This window comes from Streptomyces sp. Pv4-95 (assembly GCF_045782725.1).
GTDB lineage: Bacteria > Actinomycetota > Actinomycetes > Streptomycetales > Streptomycetaceae > Streptomyces.
In genome coordinates this window covers 8,427,231-8,447,374 of the sequence record NZ_CP127172.1, presented here as the reverse complement: position 1 = coordinate 8,447,374, position 20,144 = coordinate 8,427,231, and the positions used below count along the sequence as shown (strand labels likewise).

General features: G+C 68.2%; 12 protein-coding genes and 3 pseudogenes. 6 read left to right on the top strand and 9 right to left on the bottom strand.

Translation table 11 applies throughout. The annotated features are described in order from the left end of the window. Positions 1-14 precede the first annotated feature (14 nt). The 5 genes and pseudogenes from QOM21_RS37165 to QOM21_RS37145 form a co-directional block, all read left to right on the top strand. A complete protein-coding gene (locus tag QOM21_RS37165; RefSeq protein ID WP_407555502.1) occupies positions 15-1,541 on the top strand; it encodes an alanine/glycine:cation symporter family protein in 1,527 nt (508 codons plus the stop codon). A gap of 260 nt (positions 1,542-1,801) precedes the next feature. Continuing rightward, a complete protein-coding gene (nhaA, locus tag QOM21_RS37160; RefSeq protein ID WP_407555501.1) occupies positions 1,802-3,100 on the top strand; it encodes a Na+/H+ antiporter NhaA in 1,299 nt (432 codons plus the stop codon). A 12-nt stretch (positions 3,101-3,112) separates the two neighbouring features. Further along, positions 3,113-3,655, top strand: coding sequence for a hypothetical protein (locus QOM21_RS37155; RefSeq protein WP_407555500.1), 543 nt, complete (start codon positions 3,113-3,115; stop codon positions 3,653-3,655). Positions 3,656-4,405: 750 nt separating this feature from the next. After that, a pseudogene (locus tag QOM21_RS37150) lies at positions 4,406-5,695 on the top strand (IS256 family transposase). 39 nt (positions 5,696-5,734) lie between these two features. Continuing rightward, positions 5,735-5,962 (top strand): annotated as a pseudogene (locus QOM21_RS37145) (carbonic anhydrase); the annotation flags it as partial. Between the two features lie 19 nt (positions 5,963-5,981). Here the strand turns inward: QOM21_RS37145 and QOM21_RS37140 are convergent. Together QOM21_RS37140 and QOM21_RS37135 are read right to left on the bottom strand one after the other, a co-directional pair. Beyond that, positions 5,982-6,959, bottom strand: a complete 978-nt coding sequence (locus QOM21_RS37140) for an L-threonylcarbamoyladenylate synthase (RefSeq protein WP_407555499.1) — start codon at positions 6,957-6,959, stop codon at positions 5,982-5,984. 940 nt (positions 6,960-7,899) lie between these two features. Then, complete coding sequence (locus tag QOM21_RS37135) at positions 7,900-9,057, bottom strand: Dyp-type peroxidase (protein WP_407555498.1); 1,158 nt, start codon at positions 9,055-9,057, stop codon at positions 7,900-7,902. A 216-nt stretch (positions 9,058-9,273) separates the two neighbouring features. Here QOM21_RS37135 and QOM21_RS37130 point away from each other — a divergent pair, with 216 nt between their 5' ends. After that, entirely contained in the window at positions 9,274-10,485 is a 1,212-nt protein-coding gene (locus QOM21_RS37130) for a NosD domain-containing protein (RefSeq protein ID WP_407556022.1), read from the top strand. Positions 10,486-10,492: 7 nt separating this feature from the next. Here the strand turns inward: QOM21_RS37130 and QOM21_RS37125 are convergent, their stop codons facing one another. The 7 genes and pseudogenes from QOM21_RS37125 to QOM21_RS37095 form a co-directional block, all read right to left on the bottom strand. Beyond that, a complete protein-coding gene (locus tag QOM21_RS37125; RefSeq protein ID WP_407555497.1) occupies positions 10,493-11,173 on the bottom strand; it encodes a hypothetical protein in 681 nt (226 codons plus the stop codon). 306 nt (positions 11,174-11,479) lie between these two features. After that, on the bottom strand, positions 11,480-14,002 hold the full coding sequence (locus tag QOM21_RS37120; protein ID WP_407555496.1) for an SdrD B-like domain-containing protein: 2,523 nt from the start codon (positions 14,000-14,002) through the stop codon (positions 11,480-11,482). Between the two features lie 1,354 nt (positions 14,003-15,356). Next, positions 15,357-16,190: an SAM-dependent methyltransferase gene (locus QOM21_RS37115; protein WP_407555495.1), complete on the bottom strand. Its 834-nt coding sequence runs from the start codon at positions 16,188-16,190 to the stop codon at positions 15,357-15,359. 374 nt (positions 16,191-16,564) lie between these two features. Next, positions 16,565-16,660: pseudogene (locus QOM21_RS37110) on the bottom strand (IS5/IS1182 family transposase); the annotation flags it as partial. 551 nt (positions 16,661-17,211) lie between these two features. Further along, complete coding sequence (locus tag QOM21_RS37105; RefSeq protein ID WP_407555494.1) at positions 17,212-18,129, bottom strand: cupin domain-containing protein; 918 nt, start codon at positions 18,127-18,129, stop codon at positions 17,212-17,214. Between the two features lie 70 nt (positions 18,130-18,199). Continuing rightward, on the bottom strand, positions 18,200-19,108 hold the full coding sequence (locus QOM21_RS37100) for a zinc-binding dehydrogenase (RefSeq protein WP_407555493.1): 909 nt from the start codon (positions 19,106-19,108) through the stop codon (positions 18,200-18,202). Between the two features lie 248 nt (positions 19,109-19,356). Beyond that, complete coding sequence (locus tag QOM21_RS37095; RefSeq protein WP_407555492.1) at positions 19,357-19,551, bottom strand: PmrA; 195 nt, start codon at positions 19,549-19,551, stop codon at positions 19,357-19,359. Between the last annotated feature and the right edge of the window lie 593 nt (positions 19,552-20,144).

Genomic DNA, 20,144 nt, shown 5'->3' with positions numbered 1-20,144 from the left:
TCGAGGTAGCCACAGTGTCACTCGAGTCCATCACCACATCCGTTGACGGAGCCGTCAGCGGATTCTTCGAGCCCATAGCCACCTGGCTCGGAGAAGTCGTCTTCTACTCCGTTCCCGTCGCCGGTACCGAGCTGCCCCTCATCGTCGCCTGGCTCGTCGTGGCCGGCCTGGTCTTCACCGCCTGGTTCGGGCTGGTCCAGGTCCGCAAGTTTCGCCTCGCCGTGGACGTGGTGCGCGGTAAGTACGACGAGAAGGGGTCGGCCGGCGAGGTCAACCACTTCCAGGCGCTGACCGCCGCGGTCTCCGGCACCGTCGGCCTCGGCAACATCGCAGGTGTCGCCGTCGCCGTCTCCATCGGCGGCGCCGGAGCCACCTTCTGGATGATCATCTGCGGCCTCCTGGGCATGGCCACCAAGTTCGTGGAAGTCACCCTCGGCGTGAAGTACCGCGAGGTGCACGCCGACGGCACCGTCTCCGGCGGCCCCATGCACTACCTGCCCAAGGGCCTGGCCGACCGCTTCGGCAAGAACGGCAAGACTCTCGGCAAGGTTCTCGCGGTCCTCGCCTCCTTCATGGTCCTGTTCTTCGGCCTCTTCGGCGGCAACCTCTTCCAGGTCAACCAGAGCTACGCGCAACTCGTTTCCGTCACCGGCGGCGAGAGCGGGGTCCTGGGCTCGTCCGCGGGCGCGCTGTTCTTCGGCGTCCTGGTCGCGGCGCTCGTCGGCATCGTGCTGCTCGGCGGTATCCGCTCCATCGCTTCCGTCACCAGCAAGCTCGTCCCCGCCATGGCCGGCATCTACATCGTGGCCTGCCTGACCGTGATCCTCGTGAACGTCACGGCCCTGCCCTCGGCGGTCGGCGCCATCATCGAAGGCGCCTTCAACCCTGAGGGTGTCGCCGGCGGTGTGCTGGGCGCCCTGATCATCGGCTTCAAGCGGGCCGCGTTCTCCAACGAGGCCGGTCTCGGTTCCGCCCCGATCGCGCACTCCGCGGTCAAGACCAAGCACCCCGCCAGCGAGGGCCTGGTCGCTCTGCTGGAGCCGTTCATCGACACCGTCGTCATCTGCACGATGACCGCGCTGACCATCGTCATCGCCAGCCCCGACAGCTGGAAGGTCGGCAACGGCGACGCCCAGGGCGTCACCATCACCTCCGACGCCTTCGCAACGGTCTTGCCCTGGTTCCCGTACATCCTGACCGTCGCGGTGCTGCTCTTCGCCATCTCCACCGTGCTGACCTGGGGCTACTACGGCCTCAAGGCATGGTCGTACCTCTTCGGCCGCAGCAAGGCCAGCGAGCTCACCTACAAGGTCGTCTACACACTGTTCGCCGTAGCAGGTTCCCTGCTGACCCTGCAGACGCTCATCGACATGGCCGACGCCGTGCTCTTCACGCTGGCCGTCATCAACATCATCGGCCTCTACCTCCTCGCACCCGTCGTCAAGCGCGAACTGAACTCCTTCCTGGAGTTCGTCCGTGCCCGCAACGCCGGTCAAACGGACGAGGACGAAGACCAGGAGTCGGTGAAGACCACCGTCTGACCGCCCCCGCGGCCCGGCTCCTGAGCGGGCCCGTGCACACCTCGCGCCTTGGTGTGCACGGGCCCGCTCGTCACGCCCACTTGTCGGGTTTTTGCAGGTGAAACTGGGGATGGCGGCATGCTTGGTGTGCGGTTAGGGTGTAAAGAACGCGTCAAACCTCCCGCCCATGCGGAAGCGTCGGTCGCGCGGTGTGCCGGGAAGTCTGGTCGGCGTCCTAGGGCCCGTACGCCCTCACGTCGATTGCCCCGGAGGTTTCCCTGATGGCTGCCGCCCCTCGCGAGCGTTCCCCCTTCCTCGGCCTGCTCCCCCTCCCAGAGCGCAATGCGGTGGTTCAGGCGCTGCGGACGGAGACGGTCGGCGGGCTGGTACTCCTGGCCGCAGCCGTCGTGGCGCTCGCATGGGCAAACACCCCATGGAGCGGGGCCTACGAGCAGATTCGCGACTTCCACTTCGGCATACCGGCCCTCGGCCTGGACCTCTCGGTCGAACACTGGACCGCCGACGGACTGCTGGCCATCTTCTTCCTGGTCGCCGGCATAGAACTCAAGCGCGAACTGGTCGTCGGAGAGCTACGCACCCCCGCCACTGCCGCACTGCCAGTCATCGCCGCCATCTGCGGCATGGCCGTTCCCGCCGCCCTCTACGCCGCCACCGTCACGGTCGGCGGAGGCAGCCTCGAGGGCTGGGCGGTGCCGATGGCCACCGACATCGCCTTTGCGCTCGCCGTCCTTGCCGTCCTCAGCACCCACCTTCCCGCCTCACTCCGGGCCTTCCTGCTCACCCTCGCCGTCGTCGACGACCTCGGCGCAATCCTGATCATCGCGATCTTCTTCACCAGCGACCTGAACTTCGCCGCCCTCGGCGGGGCCTTCGCCTGCCTCGTCCTCTTCTACGTCCTCCAGCGCTTCCGCGTGCGCGGCTGGTGGTGGTACGTCCCGCTCGGCGTCATCACCTGGGCACTGATGTACAACGGCGGCGTCCACGCCACCGTCGCCGGCGTCGCCATCGGCCTGATCCTGCGCACCACCCGCGACAAGGGCGAGACCGCATCCCCCGCCGAACGGACCTCCCACCTGCTCCACCCCGTCTCGGCAGGCGTGGTCGTCCCGTTGTTCGCGCTCTTCGCCGCCGGCGTCGGCATCTCGAGCGCAGCGCTGGGAGAAGTCTTCACCCAGCCCGAGCCGCTGGGCGTGGTGCTGGGCCTCGTCATCGGAAAGACCCTGGGCATCTTCGCCGGCACCTACCTGGCCGCCCGCTTCACCCGAGCCAAGCTGAACCCCGACCTGGCCTGGGCCGACGTGTTCGCACTCGCGGTACTGGCCGGAATCGGCTTCACCGTCGCCCTCCTCGTCGGCGAGCTCGCCTTCCCCGACCCGGCCGCCTCCGAGCACGTCAAAGCCGCGGTCCTGATCGGCTCACTCATCGCCGCCGCCCTGGCAGCCCTTCTCATCAAGCGGCGCAACCGCATCTACCGGCGCCTGTACGAGGAGGAGACCCGCGACGACGACCACGACGGCATCCCGGACATCTACCAGCGAGCCGACACCCTCGAACGCTGACAGGAAAGCGCCATGGACGCCTCAGTGCTGACCGTGGCGGTCATCGCCGCCGCCCTGGTCATCAAAACGGCCTTGAACGAGATCCGGCGACCTGGCAGCGCTCGCCAGGAGTGGGCCTTCGTCACCGACGGCGTGGCGATGCTCTCCGGCGTGGTGGCAGCCCTCTGTCTGGGCGCCATGGGCTGGAACTACTCGGGACACGGCACGGTGGCATGGGCGGGGCTGGCGGGCCTCCTGGTGGCATACCTGACCGGACGGCGCCGCCCTAACTGTCGTGTCGACCCGACCAATCTCGTCCCCTCGTTCTCGAATCGGAAAGCCGGATCCAGAGTATCCCTGGATCCGGCTTTCCTTCTTTCCTGGGTTGGGCATCCGTCAGATCTTGAAGTTCTCATGATTGATGGTGCACTTGATCGCCGTCGTGCCGGCGCCGCCGCAGCGCACTCGGTGTGCTTGCCACACCCAGCCCGGCGTGAGGAAGTGGGCACACATGTCGCGCTGCACCGTGTAATGGCTTGGGGCGCTCCACCTTCGCAGTCACTTCCGAGATGGTAGGTGTCGGGTCCAGCGGGTGAAGGACAGTGCGTTCGCCGTCGGCGATGGGATTGTTGTTCTCACCCATGAGCCGCTCACGGGATTCGCCGGTGGACTCAGGCCCCCAGGGACCACGGATGCGCAGTAGAAACTGGTGCTGCCGGCGACCTCGTACGGGCGGGCTCCCTGCGCCCCAGCTCCAGTCGGCGTTCCACTCGCACCGGGTATTGGGCCGTGAGCGTCGCACCGGTCTTGGAGGCAATCTTGGCGACCTTGGTAGTAAAGCTTCCCCTGCCGACCTTAAGGCTGGCGTGTCCTACAGCAGAGGCAGAGCCGGTGGTGCCGCTGCCGACCTAGAGGCCAGCGGTGTTGACCTTTCGGCGCTCGCAGAACTGGCTGCCGGAATCGCCAATACCGGCTGAGCATCATCACCGAGCCCGGCTCAGGTCGGGGACGGTCACGAGAGATGTACGGCTCCTCGACGCGAGCGGCCGCGGCACGAAAAACGGTGGGGCGTCGCTGAAGACTGAGCCTTCAGCGACGCCTCACCGTAGGTCAAAGACCTCTCAACGACGCTCACCCGCCTACCACATGCAGGCTCGCACGGCGTGTGACTCCCTGACGCCTACCTTCTTCAATTTAAATTCGCAGACCTCCCAAGTTCCCATGGGAACGGGGTCGTGCATGTGTGCGAAACCGCATCCATCAAGTATCTTCGGGCCGGGGACTGTAAGAAGAACGGTGTAACTCCTGATCATGGAGGATGCACTGATGACCAGTAGCAACACGCCTGAGGACGAGAGTTCAGAGGTGACTGCTCCGCAGTCGGCGAAATCGGTGGATGACCAGCTGATCGAGGAGTTGGTGGGCCGCGCTCAGGCCGAAGGACTGCAGCTGACCGGCGCGGGAGGTCTGCTGCAGCAGCTCACGAAGCGACTCCTTGAGTCGGCTCTGGAGGGAGAGGTCACTGACCACCTCGGCTATGACCGGCATGATCCGACGGGCAAGAACGGCGGCAACTCCCGTAACGGAACCCGCTCCAAGACCGTGCTGACCGAGGTCGGGCCCGTCGAGATTGCCGTGTCCCGTGACCGGGACGGATCGTTCGCACCGAAGATCGTGAAGAAGCGGCAGCGGCGTCTGACCGGCGTCGAGGAGATGGTCATCTCGCTCGCCGCGAAGGGCCTGACGACCGGCGAGGTCCAGGCCCACCTGGCCGAGGTCTTTGGCAGCGATGTCTCGCGCCAGACAATCTCGACCATCACTGACAAGGTCCTTGAGGGCAGGGCCGAATGGCAGAACCGACCCCTCGACCCGGTCTATCCCGTCATTTTCATCGATGCGATCCACGTGAAGATCCGCGACGGCGCGGTCGCCAACCGCCCGGTCTATGTGGCTCTGAGTGTCACCACGGAGGGCCGCCGGGAGATCCTCGGCCTGTGGGCCGGAGACGGTGGCGAGGGCGCAAAGCACTGGCTCCATATCCTGACCGAGATCAAGAACCGCGGCGTGGGTGACGTCCTCATGCTCGTCTGCGACGGTCTCAGGGCCTGCCCGAAGCAGTTTAGACCGTCTGGCCGGCCACGATCGTCCAGACTTGCGTGGTCCACCTCCTGCGGAACTCGTTCCCCTATGCCGCCCGCCAGGACTGGGACAAGATCGCCAAGGCTCTCAAGCCATCTACACGGCCGCGACCGAAGACGCCGCGTTGGAGCGGTTCGCCGCATTCGCCGACACCTGGGGCAATAAGTATCCGGCGATCGTCAGGCTCTGGCAGAACGCCTGGGAGGAGTTCACCCCGTTCCTGCGGTTCGACACCGAGATCCGCTGAATCGACTGCACGACCAACGCCATCGAGTCTGTCACCGCGCGGATCCGCCGGGCGGTCCAGCCCCGCGGCCACCTCCCCAACGAGCAGGCCGCACTGAAATGCGCCTACATGGCGATCATGTCCCTCGACCCCACCCGCAAGGGACAAGCCGCTGGACCAGCCGCTGGAAGACCGCCCTCAACGCCTTCGACATCACCTTGGACGGCCGACTCGGCGCAGCACGCCACTAACCTCAACAACCCCAGTCACACCGTTGATTGGACAGTCCCCCGAGCGTGCCGGCAGCCCGCGCCGCCGAACGCGAGACGCCCGAGGAGATTCTGGCCGAGCGGATCGAGCACACCGTGGACCTGCTGCTCGAAAGCTCCCGCGTCCTGGCCGAGCTGGTCGCCGCCGGCCGCCTGGGTGTGGTGGGGCTCTCCTACCGGCTGGCCGACGGCAGCGCGCAGCTCGTCGCCTCCCGCGGCCTTGATACGGAGGCCCCCACCGCATCCTGACCGCCCCGAGCGTGAGTGCTCATGCGGAGGCTCGAGGCCCCGCAGCCCTGCGAAGCCGGTTGGCGATCGCGAGCCCCAGCCCTTTCTCCGCCGGCAAGGACGCGACGATGAGGTCGCACCCCCGCTCGTCGAGCTCGCGCAAGTACCCGTACAACCCGTGCGCGTAGGCCGCCGTCGAACCGGGGAGGGCCACGACGGCGTGGGCCTTCACCGAAGCGCCGGCGAGGGAGTGCGGAAGAAAGACGCCCACCTGGTGCCCCTGCTCCTGCGCGAGCTCGGCTTCGGCGACGACCTTCTCCGACTCAACGAGAGCGACCCTCGCCCGCGGCGCGTAGTGGGACGGGTGCTGGCCCGGCACCCGAACGTGGCTCGTCGAGGGAACCGCGACGGGGCCTCCCAGCACCGCTTCGAGGTCCTCACGCGTCACCCCGCCGGGCCGAAGGATGGTCGGCCTCCCGCCCGTGACGTCGACGATGGTCGACTCGACGCCGACCTGGCAGGGGCCCCCGTCCAGCACGAAGTCGACGGCGTCACCGAGCTCCGCACGGACATGGTCCGCGGTGGTGGGGCTGACCGAGCCGAAGCGGTTGGCAGACGGGGCCGTGACGCCGCCGCCGAAGGCCGACAGCAGCGCGAGGGCGACGGGGTGATCGGGCACGCGCACGGCCACCGTCTCCAGCCCACCGGTGGCCTCCAGCGGTACCCGGCTACCGCGCCGCAGGACCAGCGTCAGCGGGCCGGGCCAGAACCGTTCAGCCAGCAGGCGCGCCGTCGCGGGCACCTCCTCGACCCAGGCGTGCAGGTGCTCCGCACCGGCGATGTGGACGATCAGCGGGTGGGACGGCGGGCGGCCCTTGACCTGGAAGATCTGCGCTACGGCCGTGGGGTCCTCGGCGTTGGCGCCCAGACCGTAGACGGTCTCGGTCGGGAGGGCCACAAGGCCCCCGTCGCGCAGCAGACCGGCTGCCCTCTCGATGTCACTGGTCGTTGCCGTCACCCTCGGATTCCTCTCAATTCTCCGCTCCCCGCGTTCGTGACCCCGTCAGCGATGCCCCGAGCCCACACCCTGCCGCTTCCATGATGCCGCCCTGGCCGGACGGGCCACCTCCCGCCGGCCGCCATAGCTGAGGCCGGCGCGTACGAGGCGAGCCCCCGATCCCGGCGCGATCGATAGGAGCCCTGCCCTGGACACCAGAGCTGAACAAGGTGGAGGCGGCGAGCAGGACGGGCCACGCCCTGCCCGGGACGTTGGACCCGCGCACCCGGTGAGGCCCCGGCAGCACCGACCCGGGCTCACGTCCCTACCCGTGCGTGTCAGGCACGGGGAGTGGACCGAACGTACTGCGGCCCCGGTGCCGGGCAGGTTGCCGGGGCCGCCGACATGCACAAGTGCCTGAAGACCTTCTACGACTCGTGCACGCGTCACCCATCAACGCCTGCCCCCGGCAAGGACACGCCCGGCGTCAACCCCGCACCGCCGCCCCACTCCGCGCGCTGCCCCTGATGCAGCCGCTGCCCACGCCGTGTCCCGCTGGCCTGGTCCCCAATGCCACCGCCGTTGCGGGGCTGCAGCCTGAGGGGCCGGCGGAGCGCGGTCTCGTCGCGTCGGATCAAGCGTCCACGCCGGACCTGGGGCTGGTGGACAGAGTGCGCGACTACCTCACCAGCCGTCGCCGCTCCTGAGCAAGGAGCCTCGGGGCCGCACTCCTGCTCGCGCTCCCCCTGTCCGTGCAGTGCTGGCGCGAGGCGGGGCGCCACACCGGTGCGCAGATCTTTTGTAGGTGTAGCGCCGGAGTACCTCTCGGCTTCGACGTCCTGCCGATCTTCATCGTCCCCTGCGCGAGGGCGGCAACGAGTGCGTGGGCAGCCTTTCGTGCCCGGAGCATCGTCATGGCACTTCTGCTGTCCGATCAGTCCGAAGCCACCGCGCGGCGCGATCAGCCGAAGAGCTGGGAACCGAGCGGGTGTTGCCGGTCGAAGCCGGGGAGGATCAGGAATGTCGCGCTGGCGGTTGTGGTGGTGAACTGCAGTAGCGCGTCGGAGGTTTCCATATGGGTGAGGGTGGAGGTGAAGGTCCGCAGGTCGTTCTGGAAGCTGATGAAGAGCACTCCGGGGGCGGGCTCGTCGGTGCTGTAGGAGCGGCGGAGCATGTGCCCGACCCCCACCACGGTGGGGTTCGCTCTGCGCACATGGGCGTCCGCGGGGACGAGGTAGCGCCCGTCTGGTGTCTTGGCGCCGAGTTCCGGGCCCGAGGCTGCGGTGCCACCGGAGAGGGGGACGCCGCTGGCCCGGCGGCGCCCGAAGACTGCTTCCTGTTCGGCTACGGACAGGGCGGCGAACCTTGGCAGGTCGAGTTCCATGCGCCGCAGCACGGCCAGGGTGCCGCCGACAACCGTGGGGGGACCGGCCAGCCACAGGTCCCGTTGTTGTTCGGCGGTCGTGTGCGGGCCAACAATGCCGTCGATGAAACCGAGCGGGTTGCGTGGCGCGGTAAGGCCGTTGCCGAGGAGCACGTTCGTACCGCGGCGTGCGGACTGGCGCCAGCGTTCGTGGATGCGGTCACCTGCCTGGTCAAGAAGCGCTGAGGCGACGACCGGTAAGAGCAGTGCGTCGCTGGCGCAGATCTGCATCAGCAGGTCTCCGCCGCGTGCCCGTGGGGCGATCCGTTCGCGGGAGAATCGCGGAAGGTCGGTTGCGCCGGGCAGCGAGGCGCCGGCCGTGTGCACCAGCCGGGGTCCCACGCCGACGGTCACGGTGAGGTCGCCCGGCGGCAGGCCCATCAGCCGCGGGTCGGTCCCCGTGGTGAGTGTGCGGATGGCCTTGCCGAGTTCGGCCAGTAACGGGCCGGGAGCCGCGGTGGCACCGAGGTCGGCCACCACGGCCAGCAGGTTGCCCTGGGCCGGCTGGGGAAGCGTGATGCCTGCCTGATGTCGGCCCGTCGCCGCAACCGGCATGGGCGTGGCCACTGCGGCAGGGGCGTGCCGGCCGGGCTGGGCGGATTCCGCCGTGCACCCGGCGGTCAGACCGGCGGCCACCATGGCGCCGGCGACATCGAGGAACCTGCGGCGCGACGGAGGGTAATCGGCTCGGTGCATGGTGTGCAGAGTGCCACAGTCGCCTCGTACGTGCCGGTCAACCCCGTTATTCTGGCGAGGACTTGGGCGTCATGCCAGACTGGGATCATGCCTCGATTAGCTCTTCGCGTGGTGGCGGCAGTACTGGGCACGCTGACGCTTGTGGTCGGCTGCAGTGGTGGCGATGGCGGATCGGGCAAAGGCCGGCGACCGGCCGGTGCGGATGTGACGATCCGAGTGCCTGCCGATGCCCCGACGATCTCGGATGCGGTGTCGTTGGCCCGGCCCGGCGACCTGGTGCTGGTCGCGCCCGGCGTGTACCACGAGTCGGTGAAGATCGACACGGCGCGCATCACTCTTCGTGGCTTGTCCCGGGACAAGGTCGTCATCGACGGTCGGTTGCAGCAGCCGAACGGTGTCGTCGTCGCGGCGCCCGGGGTAGCCGTGGAGAACCTGACCGTGGAGAACAACACGCAGAACGGCGTGCTGATCACCGGTTCGGCGAAGGCGGCCGCCGGCCTACCCGGGCAAAGCGGTGGCTACGACACCGGCGATGAGCCCGTCACCTTCCTGAAGTCGTTCCTGGTCTCGTATGTGACCGCGACCCGCAACGGCCTGTACGGCATTTACGCGTTCTCCGCGCAGAACGGTGTCATCGAGCACTCGTACGCGTCGGGCAGCGCCGACTCGGGGATCTATGTCGGCCAGTGCAAGCCCTGCCACATCGTGGTGCGGGACAATGTCGCCGAACTCAACGCGGTCGGCTACGAAGGCACCAACGCCAGCGAGGACATGTACGTGGTCGGCAACCGCCTGGTCGGCAACCGGGTCGGACTCACCACCAGCTCCGACCATCAGGAGAAACTGCTCCCTCAGCGGGGCTCCGTCATCGCGGGCAATCTGATCGCCGCCAACCAGCAGTCGGCCACCCCTGAGCAAGCCGACGGAGGGTGGGGCACCGGCGCCGGCATCGACGGCGGCAGCGACAACCGGTTCATCCGCAACCGCATCGCAGGCAACCGCAACGCCGGGCTGGTGATCACCGCGACCGCCGACATGCCTCCGGTCGGCAACCAGATCGTGGATAACACGTTCACCGGCAACGGCGTCGACGTCGGCTGGAGGTTCCCCACCGCCACGCGGGGACACGGCAATTGCCTGCGGGGCAACGATCTGCGCACCACCGTGCCCGCCCGGCTCGCGACGACTGCGGCCTGCCCGCTTCCGGCCGGGGCGTCCTCGCCAACCGGCAAGTGGGCGGCGCCGACGGCGCCCGGTGGTATCCCGTTCACCGAGGTCGCAACGCCTGTTCAGCAGCCGCAGCTCCCCGACGCCGCCACCGCGGGCGCCACCGCTGTCCCGCCCGTCCCGGCCATGCCGAAGACAGAGGCCATCCGGCTGCCGCCGGCGTCCCTGCTCGCCGCGAACGCACGGGTGCAGACGTCCTGAACGGCGGCTACCGGGTCGGGGTGGTTCCGGGTACCGACTTGACCGGAACGTGCTTGTGAGTGTCGAAGTCGATCACCACTGGCTCCGGCTGCGAACCCACGTTGACGCGGACCCGGTACATGGTGCCGTCGGAGCCGATCCAGTAGCGCACGTTGCCCGCCGTACCGGAGCGGTCAGGGGAGGACGGTCCGCTCATGACCTCCACCTGATGCCCGTCCACCTGGTCCCGCCCCCACCAAGCGGCACCGTTCTGCGGCAGCAGTTCGGCGTTGTCCGGCCGGTCACCGCCGAGACCGAGCGCGATGGACAGGGAGGTGTCCATCGCGCTGCCGGACGCCAGCAGCGGGCGGTCGTACCAGCCCGAACGGGGCGGCGAGGCGGGTGCATGCTCCGGTGCGTCCGTCATCGGGCGGACGCGCACCGAGGTGGGCGTCCACTGGATCAGCCCGTCGCTGGACTTGACGCGCCCGGTGCCGTGCACCACGCCGTAACCGACCTTGCGCCGATAGTCGACGGACCCGGTAACGGTCAGTCCGCCGGCAGTGCCCGGGACGGTGATCGTCACCGCGCGGCCCTGCGCCTGGTAATTACGGAATCGCGTGATCGCCAGCCGGTTCGCCTCATCCGTCGTCAGCGGGCGCGGACCGCCGGCGCCATGGCCGCCGTCGGCGACCAAAAACGCGGCCACCGCGGCCACCGCGACGGCCGCGATGCCGATGACGGCCGCGGCCCGGCGCGACCGCGGCCATCGGCGCCGGTCAGTCGGACGACCCGGTGGAGCTTGCCGGGTTCTCACGCTCCGCGCGCGGTTCGACGCTGACACTCTCCGATTCACCCTTTCGATCACCACATGGTCCGGCCTCCGCGGGCTCGCGGCGGCCTCGGCAGTCCGGTGGCAGATCACGTCAAGGCCGACCTCGTGGACCGGCCGTGACGTGATCTGCCTTCCGCGGCGTCCGGATCGCGGAGGGGCGCACACTGTTGTGCGGTTCGTTCAGTGTTGCCGGGCGCGGCGATTCCGGGTCACGAACGCGATGACGAGGCCCGCGCTCACCAGGAGACCGACGATGCCGATCATCTCCGCCAGCCCGGGTGTACCGGTGTTCGCCAGCGAACCTCCGTCTCCACCGGCCGGGGCCGGGTGGTTGGCAGGCGGCGCGGGCGACGGCGGCGTGGAGTCCGCGGGCGGCGTCGGTGCGGGTGTCGGTGTGGCGGTCGACGTCGGTGTGGGAGACGGCGTCGGGGTCGGGGTTTCCTTCGGGATGTACACCCCCGCGTCGATCGTGTGATTGACCCCGCCAGGCTTGTCCGGCGCCGTGACAGGCGCGAAGCCGTTGCACAACGGTCCGGTGGCCGGTGGGGTCACATTGGAGTCGTGCGCACGGTTGGCACCGGCGCGCGGGAGCGTGAACCTCAGCTCGCTCGCCGGGGGCTGCTCGGGCACCTGGCTGGTGTCCGCGGTGCACACGTCGAACTGCACCCTGTACTTCGCGCCCGGCGTGAGCTCGTACGCTGCGCCGACACCACCGAAGTAGTATTCGCCGGCGGCATTGGTCCTGGTCGTGGCGACCTGTTTGCCGTCCGAGTCCAGCAGGTTGATCGTCGCACCCGGCAGCAGCACGTGCCCCGGGTCCTGGATCCCGTTGTGGTCGCCGTCGAACCACACGACGTTGCCGATCTGGACCGGCGCGTTCGCCGCCGCGTACGCGATGTCACCGAGCCCGCCGGCCTTGCCGAACCCGCCTTGCTCCCGGCTGACGAACTGGAACCCGTTGGCGGTCGGGTTGTTGCCCGGGCCCTGACCGGTCGCGATGTCGTGGTACCCGGTCCCTGAGGTCGCGACGTTGACGACCGGATCGAACTCCGTGCTGACGACCCACTGCTGCTGCGGGATATAGGCCACCGACCCCAGCGCGGTCTCCTGGTGCGCGTTGGCGTAAGAGTCGCCCGGAAAGTATTCGACGACATCGGCGGCCTGGCCGCCATTGTTGGCGGGGGTGGCGTGGTTGGGGCAGCTCCCGGTGCCTTCCCATTGGTATTCACCGGTGGGAGTGGCGCAGACCATGGTGATGTCACCACCGGACATGCCGTTTTCCGCCGTGTCGTTCCCCGGGCGGGGGTCCAGCCCTCCCCAACTGAGCACGTCCATGAACCGGTCGCGGAAACCCAGGATCATCGAGCCGTCTCGGGCGAAGGCGAGGGAGGCGAGCTCAGGCTGCGGATCGATGAAGACGTTGCCCGCCTTCCGCTCGTCCCACGTGTCCAGGCTGGTGTTCCACGGATTCCAGTGTGTGGCCTTGTCACCGGAACCGAAGACGCTGCCACGCTTGTCCGTGAGCGGGTGGCTCAGCACCGTGGTGAACCGCTTGCCGTCGTAGGTGGAGACGAAGGCTTTCAGGTCCGTGCGCTGCCGCGTGCTCTCCGCGCTGCACACGCCGCCGACGTACAGCGAGCTGTTGTGGACCTGGAGACCGAACGGCCGCCAGTCGTCGGGGCTCGCGCACCCAGGGTCCGGGATCGGGACCGTCGACTTGGGCGCCGCGGCGGTGGCCCCCGTCGCGTCGAAGCTCACCAGGCTGCGGGTCCGCAGGTTCACCGCGTACAGCGTGGAGCCGTCCTCCGACAGGGCCATGCCACCGATGCTCTCCTTGCCCGGCGCGTCGGTAAATCCGGGATCCTTGATCATGTTGGCGGTATCGTGCCGCGTCACCGAGGCGTCCGGCACCCGCGCGAACAGCTCCGGCGCACCCGAGCCGTTGACCGGCACCGTGTAGATCGCGCCTCCACCCTGCGGCCCGTACGGGGCGTACCGACGGGCGAACGCGCCCTGGAACAGTCGGGTCCGGTACTTGTCGTACGCCAAGCCGAAGGTCGTGCCCACCTGGTCCTGCGTAGCCAGCGTGGTCGGGCACGCCACATCGGTGGGACACGTCCCCCGAGCCTTCGTCCCGAACGCCACCAACGCCCGGTTGTCGGTCCCGTTGGCACCGTTGTGGACTGGCACGAAGTACCGCGAGTCCGGCAGCGTGTAGTCGGCCGGGTCCCACACCCCCGTCACCACCGAGGCATTCTTCCCGCCCGACACATCCACGAACGACGTGAAGCTGTCGAAGTGGTTCTCCGTCGTCGACGCCGGCGCCGCCCGCAGATAGCCGTTGTACGGTGCCGGGATGCTGACGTCGACGCGGTACCGGCCGCCGCTCAGCTCGGTCGACCGCGACACCACGACCTTTCCGGTGGCATCCGTGACGCCGGTGACAACGTGCCCGCCGGGGTCGGAGATCTCCACCTTCATGCCCCGCTGGGGGACGTCCATGGTCGCGTTGATCACGCCGGTACCGAAGAAGTCGCGCAACACCTCAACGGTCAGCGTGCCGTCGGCGGTCGAGGCGGCGGCCGGTCCAGCCGTCGCTCCCACAGCGCCGCCTGCCAGCAAAAGAACAGATAACGCGATGCGCGCCGAAGGCTCCGCAAGCCTCCAGGCTAACCGGCGCGAGTCTCCGCCGAGTCGGTTCATGGCATCACACTCCACACTTCTCTTGTCGTGAAAACGAAGCGACCGCTTCTCGCTGACGTCCGCGTCCTGGCCCCGGAGCGGAAGCCCGTCGCGAACGCCACGGAAAAGGAAAAAGGCGGTCCACTGCTGCTACGTGGATCGCCTTTTCATGATCTCTTTACGATGTTGTGGACCAGCCGTAAGCGCCGCGGACCCGGAAAAGCGAACGCACGTTCATGGCCCCGGGTGGCGCCGCCCTGCAGTGAGAGTTGTTGCAGATCAATCACGGCATCCCCCCACCGCCGACCTCGCCGACCGCCATCGCGAGCAGCGCGCGATATTCTATGCGCTGGAGTCTCAACGCCACCAGCAGAACTCTGACATCCACTGGGGTCCGTTGATAATCCCCAGGCACCCAGAGAATGGCGATCGGAAGGCGGCACTTCCCCCGCCAACCGCCCTCACCCTCAGCCCGACTGTGGATCGGCCGGACAGGGTGAGGACGCTTCAAGAATCCCCAGGTGGCGTCACCTGACGACGAGACGGCCGAAGGGGAAGACCCGCTGGCCACTGGGCCAGCGACCCGGCGAGGCTGAAGAGAACTCGCGGAACACGCCGAAGCTGCACGCCGTCGCAGCCCGCCACACACCGAGGCCCCGACGGCGTGCCCCGGCTACAACGAAGCAACTGCGGGTTGGACCGGTCGTGCGTCAGGGCGATTTGCCGGTGGGACCTTTCATTTCCAGATCTGGCGTCCGCCACCCCGGGCCGGCCTGCTGATGTCTCTACTGATGCCACGCCATATTTGTTGCCTGCGCGGTGGGTCACGTTACGTCGGCGGTGACCGATGCCCCTTTGAAACAGGGTGCCTAGTGTCATCTCGTCCTGGTAGCAACGAATCGGAATCGGACCCGCATGCGTCTGCTCACGTACTTCATCGGATGCAGTGTCGACGGCTTCATCGCCGGTCCGGACGGACAGTGTGACTCTTCCGGCTTCGACGGCGACCTCAAGGCCGCGATCCTCGCCGAGTACCCCGAGACCATCCCGGACCACGTCCGCAGGTCGCTTGGTGTCGTACCGCTCGACGGTGTTGCGCCGTTCGTAGGCGTTACGGTCGAAGGCCGGCGGGCGGCCGCCAAGGCTGCCGAGACGCTTGCGGTTGGCGGCCTGGTCGGAGGGGTGTGGGCTCACCACCCGGAGTCCGCGCCGTCGCAGGTGGGGGCGGATCGAGCGGGAGGGGTACGCCTCGTCCGCAAAGCCCGCTGCCTCGGTGCGAGCGCACCAGGGCGCCTGCACGGGGCCGGACCGCGTCTGGATGGCACGCGGAATCAGCGGACGGCTGATACTGACTCCGCGTGCCAAGGAGCACGGCTCACGGCTTGAGGGCGATGCCACCAGCGATGCACCGCTGGGCTGCGTTCAGCTGCTTGAGGTGCGGGCCATCCGGCCGCCAGTCGGCGCACCGCATCAGCCCCGGGTCGACCATCTCCAGACCGTTGAACAGCTCCTCCAGCTCGGCCCTGGTTGAGAAGGTTCCACTGCCCATCATGCTGTGCAGGAACATGTCCTCCATCCTCCGAGCGGTCGCGCTGTACTCGTCCTCCGGGTCCAGGAAGTGACTGATCGCCACGTAGGAGCCGGACGGCAGAGCGTCGATGTAGGCGCGCATGATGTCCTTGCGAGTACGTGCGTGCTCACCGTTGTAGTGGTGCAGTGTGCCCATCTGCAGCAGCGCGATCGGCTTGTTCCAGTCAAGGTGGGACTCCACGACTTCGTTCTGCAGCAGCATCTCCGGCTCGAAGATGTCCTCTGAGACGACGACCGAGTTCTCGCAGTCCTCGAGCAGCGCGCGACTGTGGGTCAGCACCAGTGGATCGTTGTCCACGTAGACGACCCGCGAGTCCGAGTTGATCCGCTGCACCACGTTGTGGGTGTTCTCTGCGGTCGGCAGGCCCGAGCCGCAGTCCAGGTACTGGGTGATGCCGCTCTGGCCTGCCAAGAACCGGCAGGCGCGGATCAGGAAAGCACGGTTCTCGACCGCAAGGTCCGCAGCCTCCGGCGCGGCCTTCAGCACGCCCCGGACAACCGCGCGGTCCACCTCGTAGTTATCGGTGCCGTTGAGGAAAGCGTCGTACACCCTGGCGATACTGGGCTCTGTCGCATCAATGAATGAGGGAACGGTCTCATCAGACGTTGCGTTGGACATTGCGCCTCACAGACATCTCGACGAAGGGGATGGGCACCGCGCAACGCGGTGTTGTCGCTGCGTGGAAACCGGATCGGCCGATGAATGGACTCTAATCCGCTGCAAGCACTGAAACTTCACGGTGCTCGCCGGCAAGGAGCAGATCCCACCCATTCGTGCACCTGCAGCACTACGACGCGACGCCGCTTCGACTCCGAAACTGTACGCATGCTGCAGACGGGCCGCTGCCTTGCCGCGGATCCAGTCGGATGCGGCCATACCCCAGGACCTCTCTCAGCGTCACTGTGGTGATCAACGATCCGAGGCGCTGAGATCCAGGGCGGCATTCGCCGCCTGACCTCGTTCTGCGGTAGCCGGCGAGGGCGTCGGGAGGGCTGCCGGATGCGCCGCATGGCGGTGTTTGGTCCGTCGGCGGCTGGGCTGAGTTGGGAGATGGCTTCCTGAACGTAGCGCCAGGCGGCAACCTGCCCCCTCAGACGCCACCCCCACCGCGGTGCCTCCATCCGCTCCGGCGCCGGAGCCTGCCCAGGTGCCCCAGCCTGCCGAGCGGCCCCTGATGAGCCTGCACGCATTCACCGGCGGCTCGGCGCGGGCTTCATCGGCCCGGGCGCGGGCTCCCTGACCGACTGGCAGAGATTCCGTGGCCGGCACCAGCACATCGCCGAGCACCCGCGTCCCCGTTGCCTGCACGTCAACGCACATCAGACGCGTCTTTGCTGCGGCGGCTCGAAGCCGCCAACGCTCGCATCAGCCGTCTCACCGAGGAGAACCAGCAGCTTCGCGAACAACTCTCCCGGGCTCTGGGCGAACAACGTGCGGCGACGATTCGCACAGGCCGACCGCAAGGCGGCGCAAGCAATCCCAGGTCAGCAACGATCCGCCCATGCTGAAAGGGCGCCAGGTGCCCCAACCGCTACGTCGCGCACAGCGACCACGGCTCAGCGGCCCAGCCCGACAGCGAGCACAGAGGAACACGCGACACCTCAACATGCGAGCCCATCAGTCCCGAGGCCGAGGCCGATCACTTGCGAAGTCGAGAACGGTACTCGCCCGGGGCGGTGCCTCGGGCACGTTTGAAGGCACGGCTGAAAGCGTGCGGAGAGGCGTAGCCGACCGCGCCGGAGATCGACTCGACCGGCTCATCGGTATCGCGGAGCCGGACGGACGCCAGGTCGATGCGCCACTGCGTCACGTACGCGCCCGGCGTCTGTCCAAGGGCGGACCGGAAACGCCTGGACAGCGTCGCCCGGGAGACGCTCGTCGCAGCGGCCAGGGTCTCCGTGGTCCAGGGGTGTTCCGGTTGGGCGTGGACACATGCCAGAGCGTCGCGCACGACCGGATCACGCATCGCTCCCAGCCATGAGCCGGACCGTTCCTGCGGGTGGCGGGCCAGCCAGGCGCGTACGAACTGGACGAGCAGAAGGTCGATGATGCTGTTGATGGCGGCGGTGGTGCCGATCTGCGGCTGTGCGAGCTCCGCAGCGAGAAGTTCGACGGTCCTTCTGAGCTGCGCGTTCTCCCGGGCTGTGACGTGCATCGGCCGAGCGAGGGAGGTAAGCACCGGTGTGCGCACCTCCGGGTCCTGCTCGTAGTGCAGCACGATCACTTCCGTCTGTACCGGTGCCGAGCCCAGACGCAGGGCTCGGCCATCGCCAAAAGACCGGGCCGCCGCCTCACGGTCGCAGGAACCCATCGTCACGCTGGCGCCGCCGGCTATCCCGTGTGCGGTGCCCGGCGACACCAGGACGGCGTCTCCGGCCTGCACCTGAAGAGGTTTCTCGCCTGGGACGTGGAGCCACATGGTGCCGCGGGACACCACGTGCAGTGCCGCTCCTGGAGAGGAGTCCAGCCGCAGGCCCCAGGTTCCTCCGGCCTTCAGCAGGATCCCGAGCGCCCCACGCGCACCTGAAACACGCAAGACCTCCGCCAGCACATCCATGGGTCCATTCTCGTCCACCACGGCGAACCGCCCACCGGTGGGCGAGGCGCATGTTTCCTCGTCCAAAGCATCAGGCCACGTCAAGAACGGCCTTTCCGTGCACCTTCCGCGCGAACAGCGCCTGGACGGCGTCGTCCACGTCCTGCCAGTCGCCTCGCAGTCCGACCGGTGCCCAGAGCCTCCCGGCGGCCATGAGGCCCAGCAGGTCCGTCAGCTCCCCGCTGGTCGGCGTCATGTCACCGTAGGTGGCGATGCTGCGGGGTTCGCCGAAGCCGAACAAGGTCCCTGACGGGAACGTGGTTTCCTGCCCCGAGGAGTAACCGACCAGGTGGATGGTGCCGCCCTCGGCGAGGGAACTCCAGGCCTGGGCCACCAGTGGTCCGCCGACCGTGTCCAGGACGAGGTCGAACCGGTCCCCGGTCTCGGCCAAGTCGGTCAGGACCTTGTCGGCGCCGAGTTCACGGAGTCCGGCGGCCCGCTCCGGGGAACCGACGAGTGCCGTCACCCGGGCGCCCGCCAGCGCCGCCAGCTGGACGGCGAAGTGCCCCACGCCCCCGCTGGCGCCGGTAATCAGAACGTTGCGCGCCAGCAGGGAACGCTTGCGCAGCACCCGGAATGGGGTGACTCCGGCGATCCCCAGCGCGGCGGCGTCGGCCAGGTCCACGCCCTCGGGGACGGTGCCGAGCGAGGCGGGGCTGACTGCCACCCGCTCCGCCCACGCGTGGCGAGCCATTCCCACTGCGACGCGCGTACCTTCGGGCGGCCCCGAGCCGTCGGATGCGGCGCGCACCACGACGCCGGCCGCGTCGTGACCGTGCACAGCGCCGGCTGGCCACTGGTCCACGTAATTCAGCTCTCCGAAGTTGAGACCGATGTGCCGTATCTCCACCAACGTCTCACCGGCGGACGGTACGGGCTCATCGACATCGGCGAACCGGACGGGGCCGGCCTCACTGTGATCGACCACAAGGGCGCGCATAAGGGGTGTGTTTCCTTCTCTCGTGGGTGCGCCTGAACACTCGGCGCTGCAGCAGATCGAGTGCGCAAATGCCGCACTGCCGTCTTCTTGAAACCCTACGCAGGACCGGGACAGCGACCAGACCCGTGAGAATCAATCAGTTGACGATCTGTGTCAGTGCGACTCGCGGCCGTCGAGCCCTGCACCCGTCCGGTGGATGACGCTGTGACGGGCCCAGACACGCCCGGCAATGTAATGATCTTGAGGCGTCAGCGCTTCCGTCGGGCGGCGGGGCCGGGCTGGGCGACTTGCCGGGCGACCGCGTCGACGCCGGGGCGGGCGTTCCGCTCCAGGGAGGGGACGGAGATGTGGCAGGAGCGGGCCAGGAGCATCGAGGTGAAGGTGCCGCTCTGCGCGGGCAGCCGCGCGTTCGGCCAGCGCCTCCAGCAGCGACGGAACGTCAATGACCGCGATGGGGACGGCAGGGGAGCACAATCGCCGATCCGCCCCAGGGATCCGGGCAGTCTCCAAACCCACTTGCGGGAGATCGGCGTCCCGCCACAGCGCGGCAGAACCTCCGCGATCCGCCAACTCCTCCTCCAAGCCCCGGCCCCGTCATCGCGAAGACGTTCGGTTACCACGACAAGACAGCCACCCGCCTGGTCGCTGAAGCCGATGGAACCTGGAGCCGAGACGCCTCCGGCGACCACACACGGTGACACCAGGCACGGCCAGTTCGTGCCGAGCAGGGCGTTGGCCCGGCGGAACACTGCGGGCAGGGCCTCACAGTTCATGGGCTGGTAGGCCAGTCCCTCGCCGTGGTCGCGGCGCAGTGTCCACCACAACGGCGCCTGCGGGTCCAGCGGCGGTCCCTCTCTCTGGTAGAGCCGCAGCCAGATGAACGCCTCCGGGCTGGAGGGCAGCCACTGCTCGTCCTGGGAGCCTTGCGTTCGACGCGGACCAGCTGGTCGCCCCAGTCGACGTCGACACCACGAACTCCGCGCAGCTCGGAGGCGCGGGCAGCATTGCTGATCCCCAGGGCGAGAATCGCCCGGTC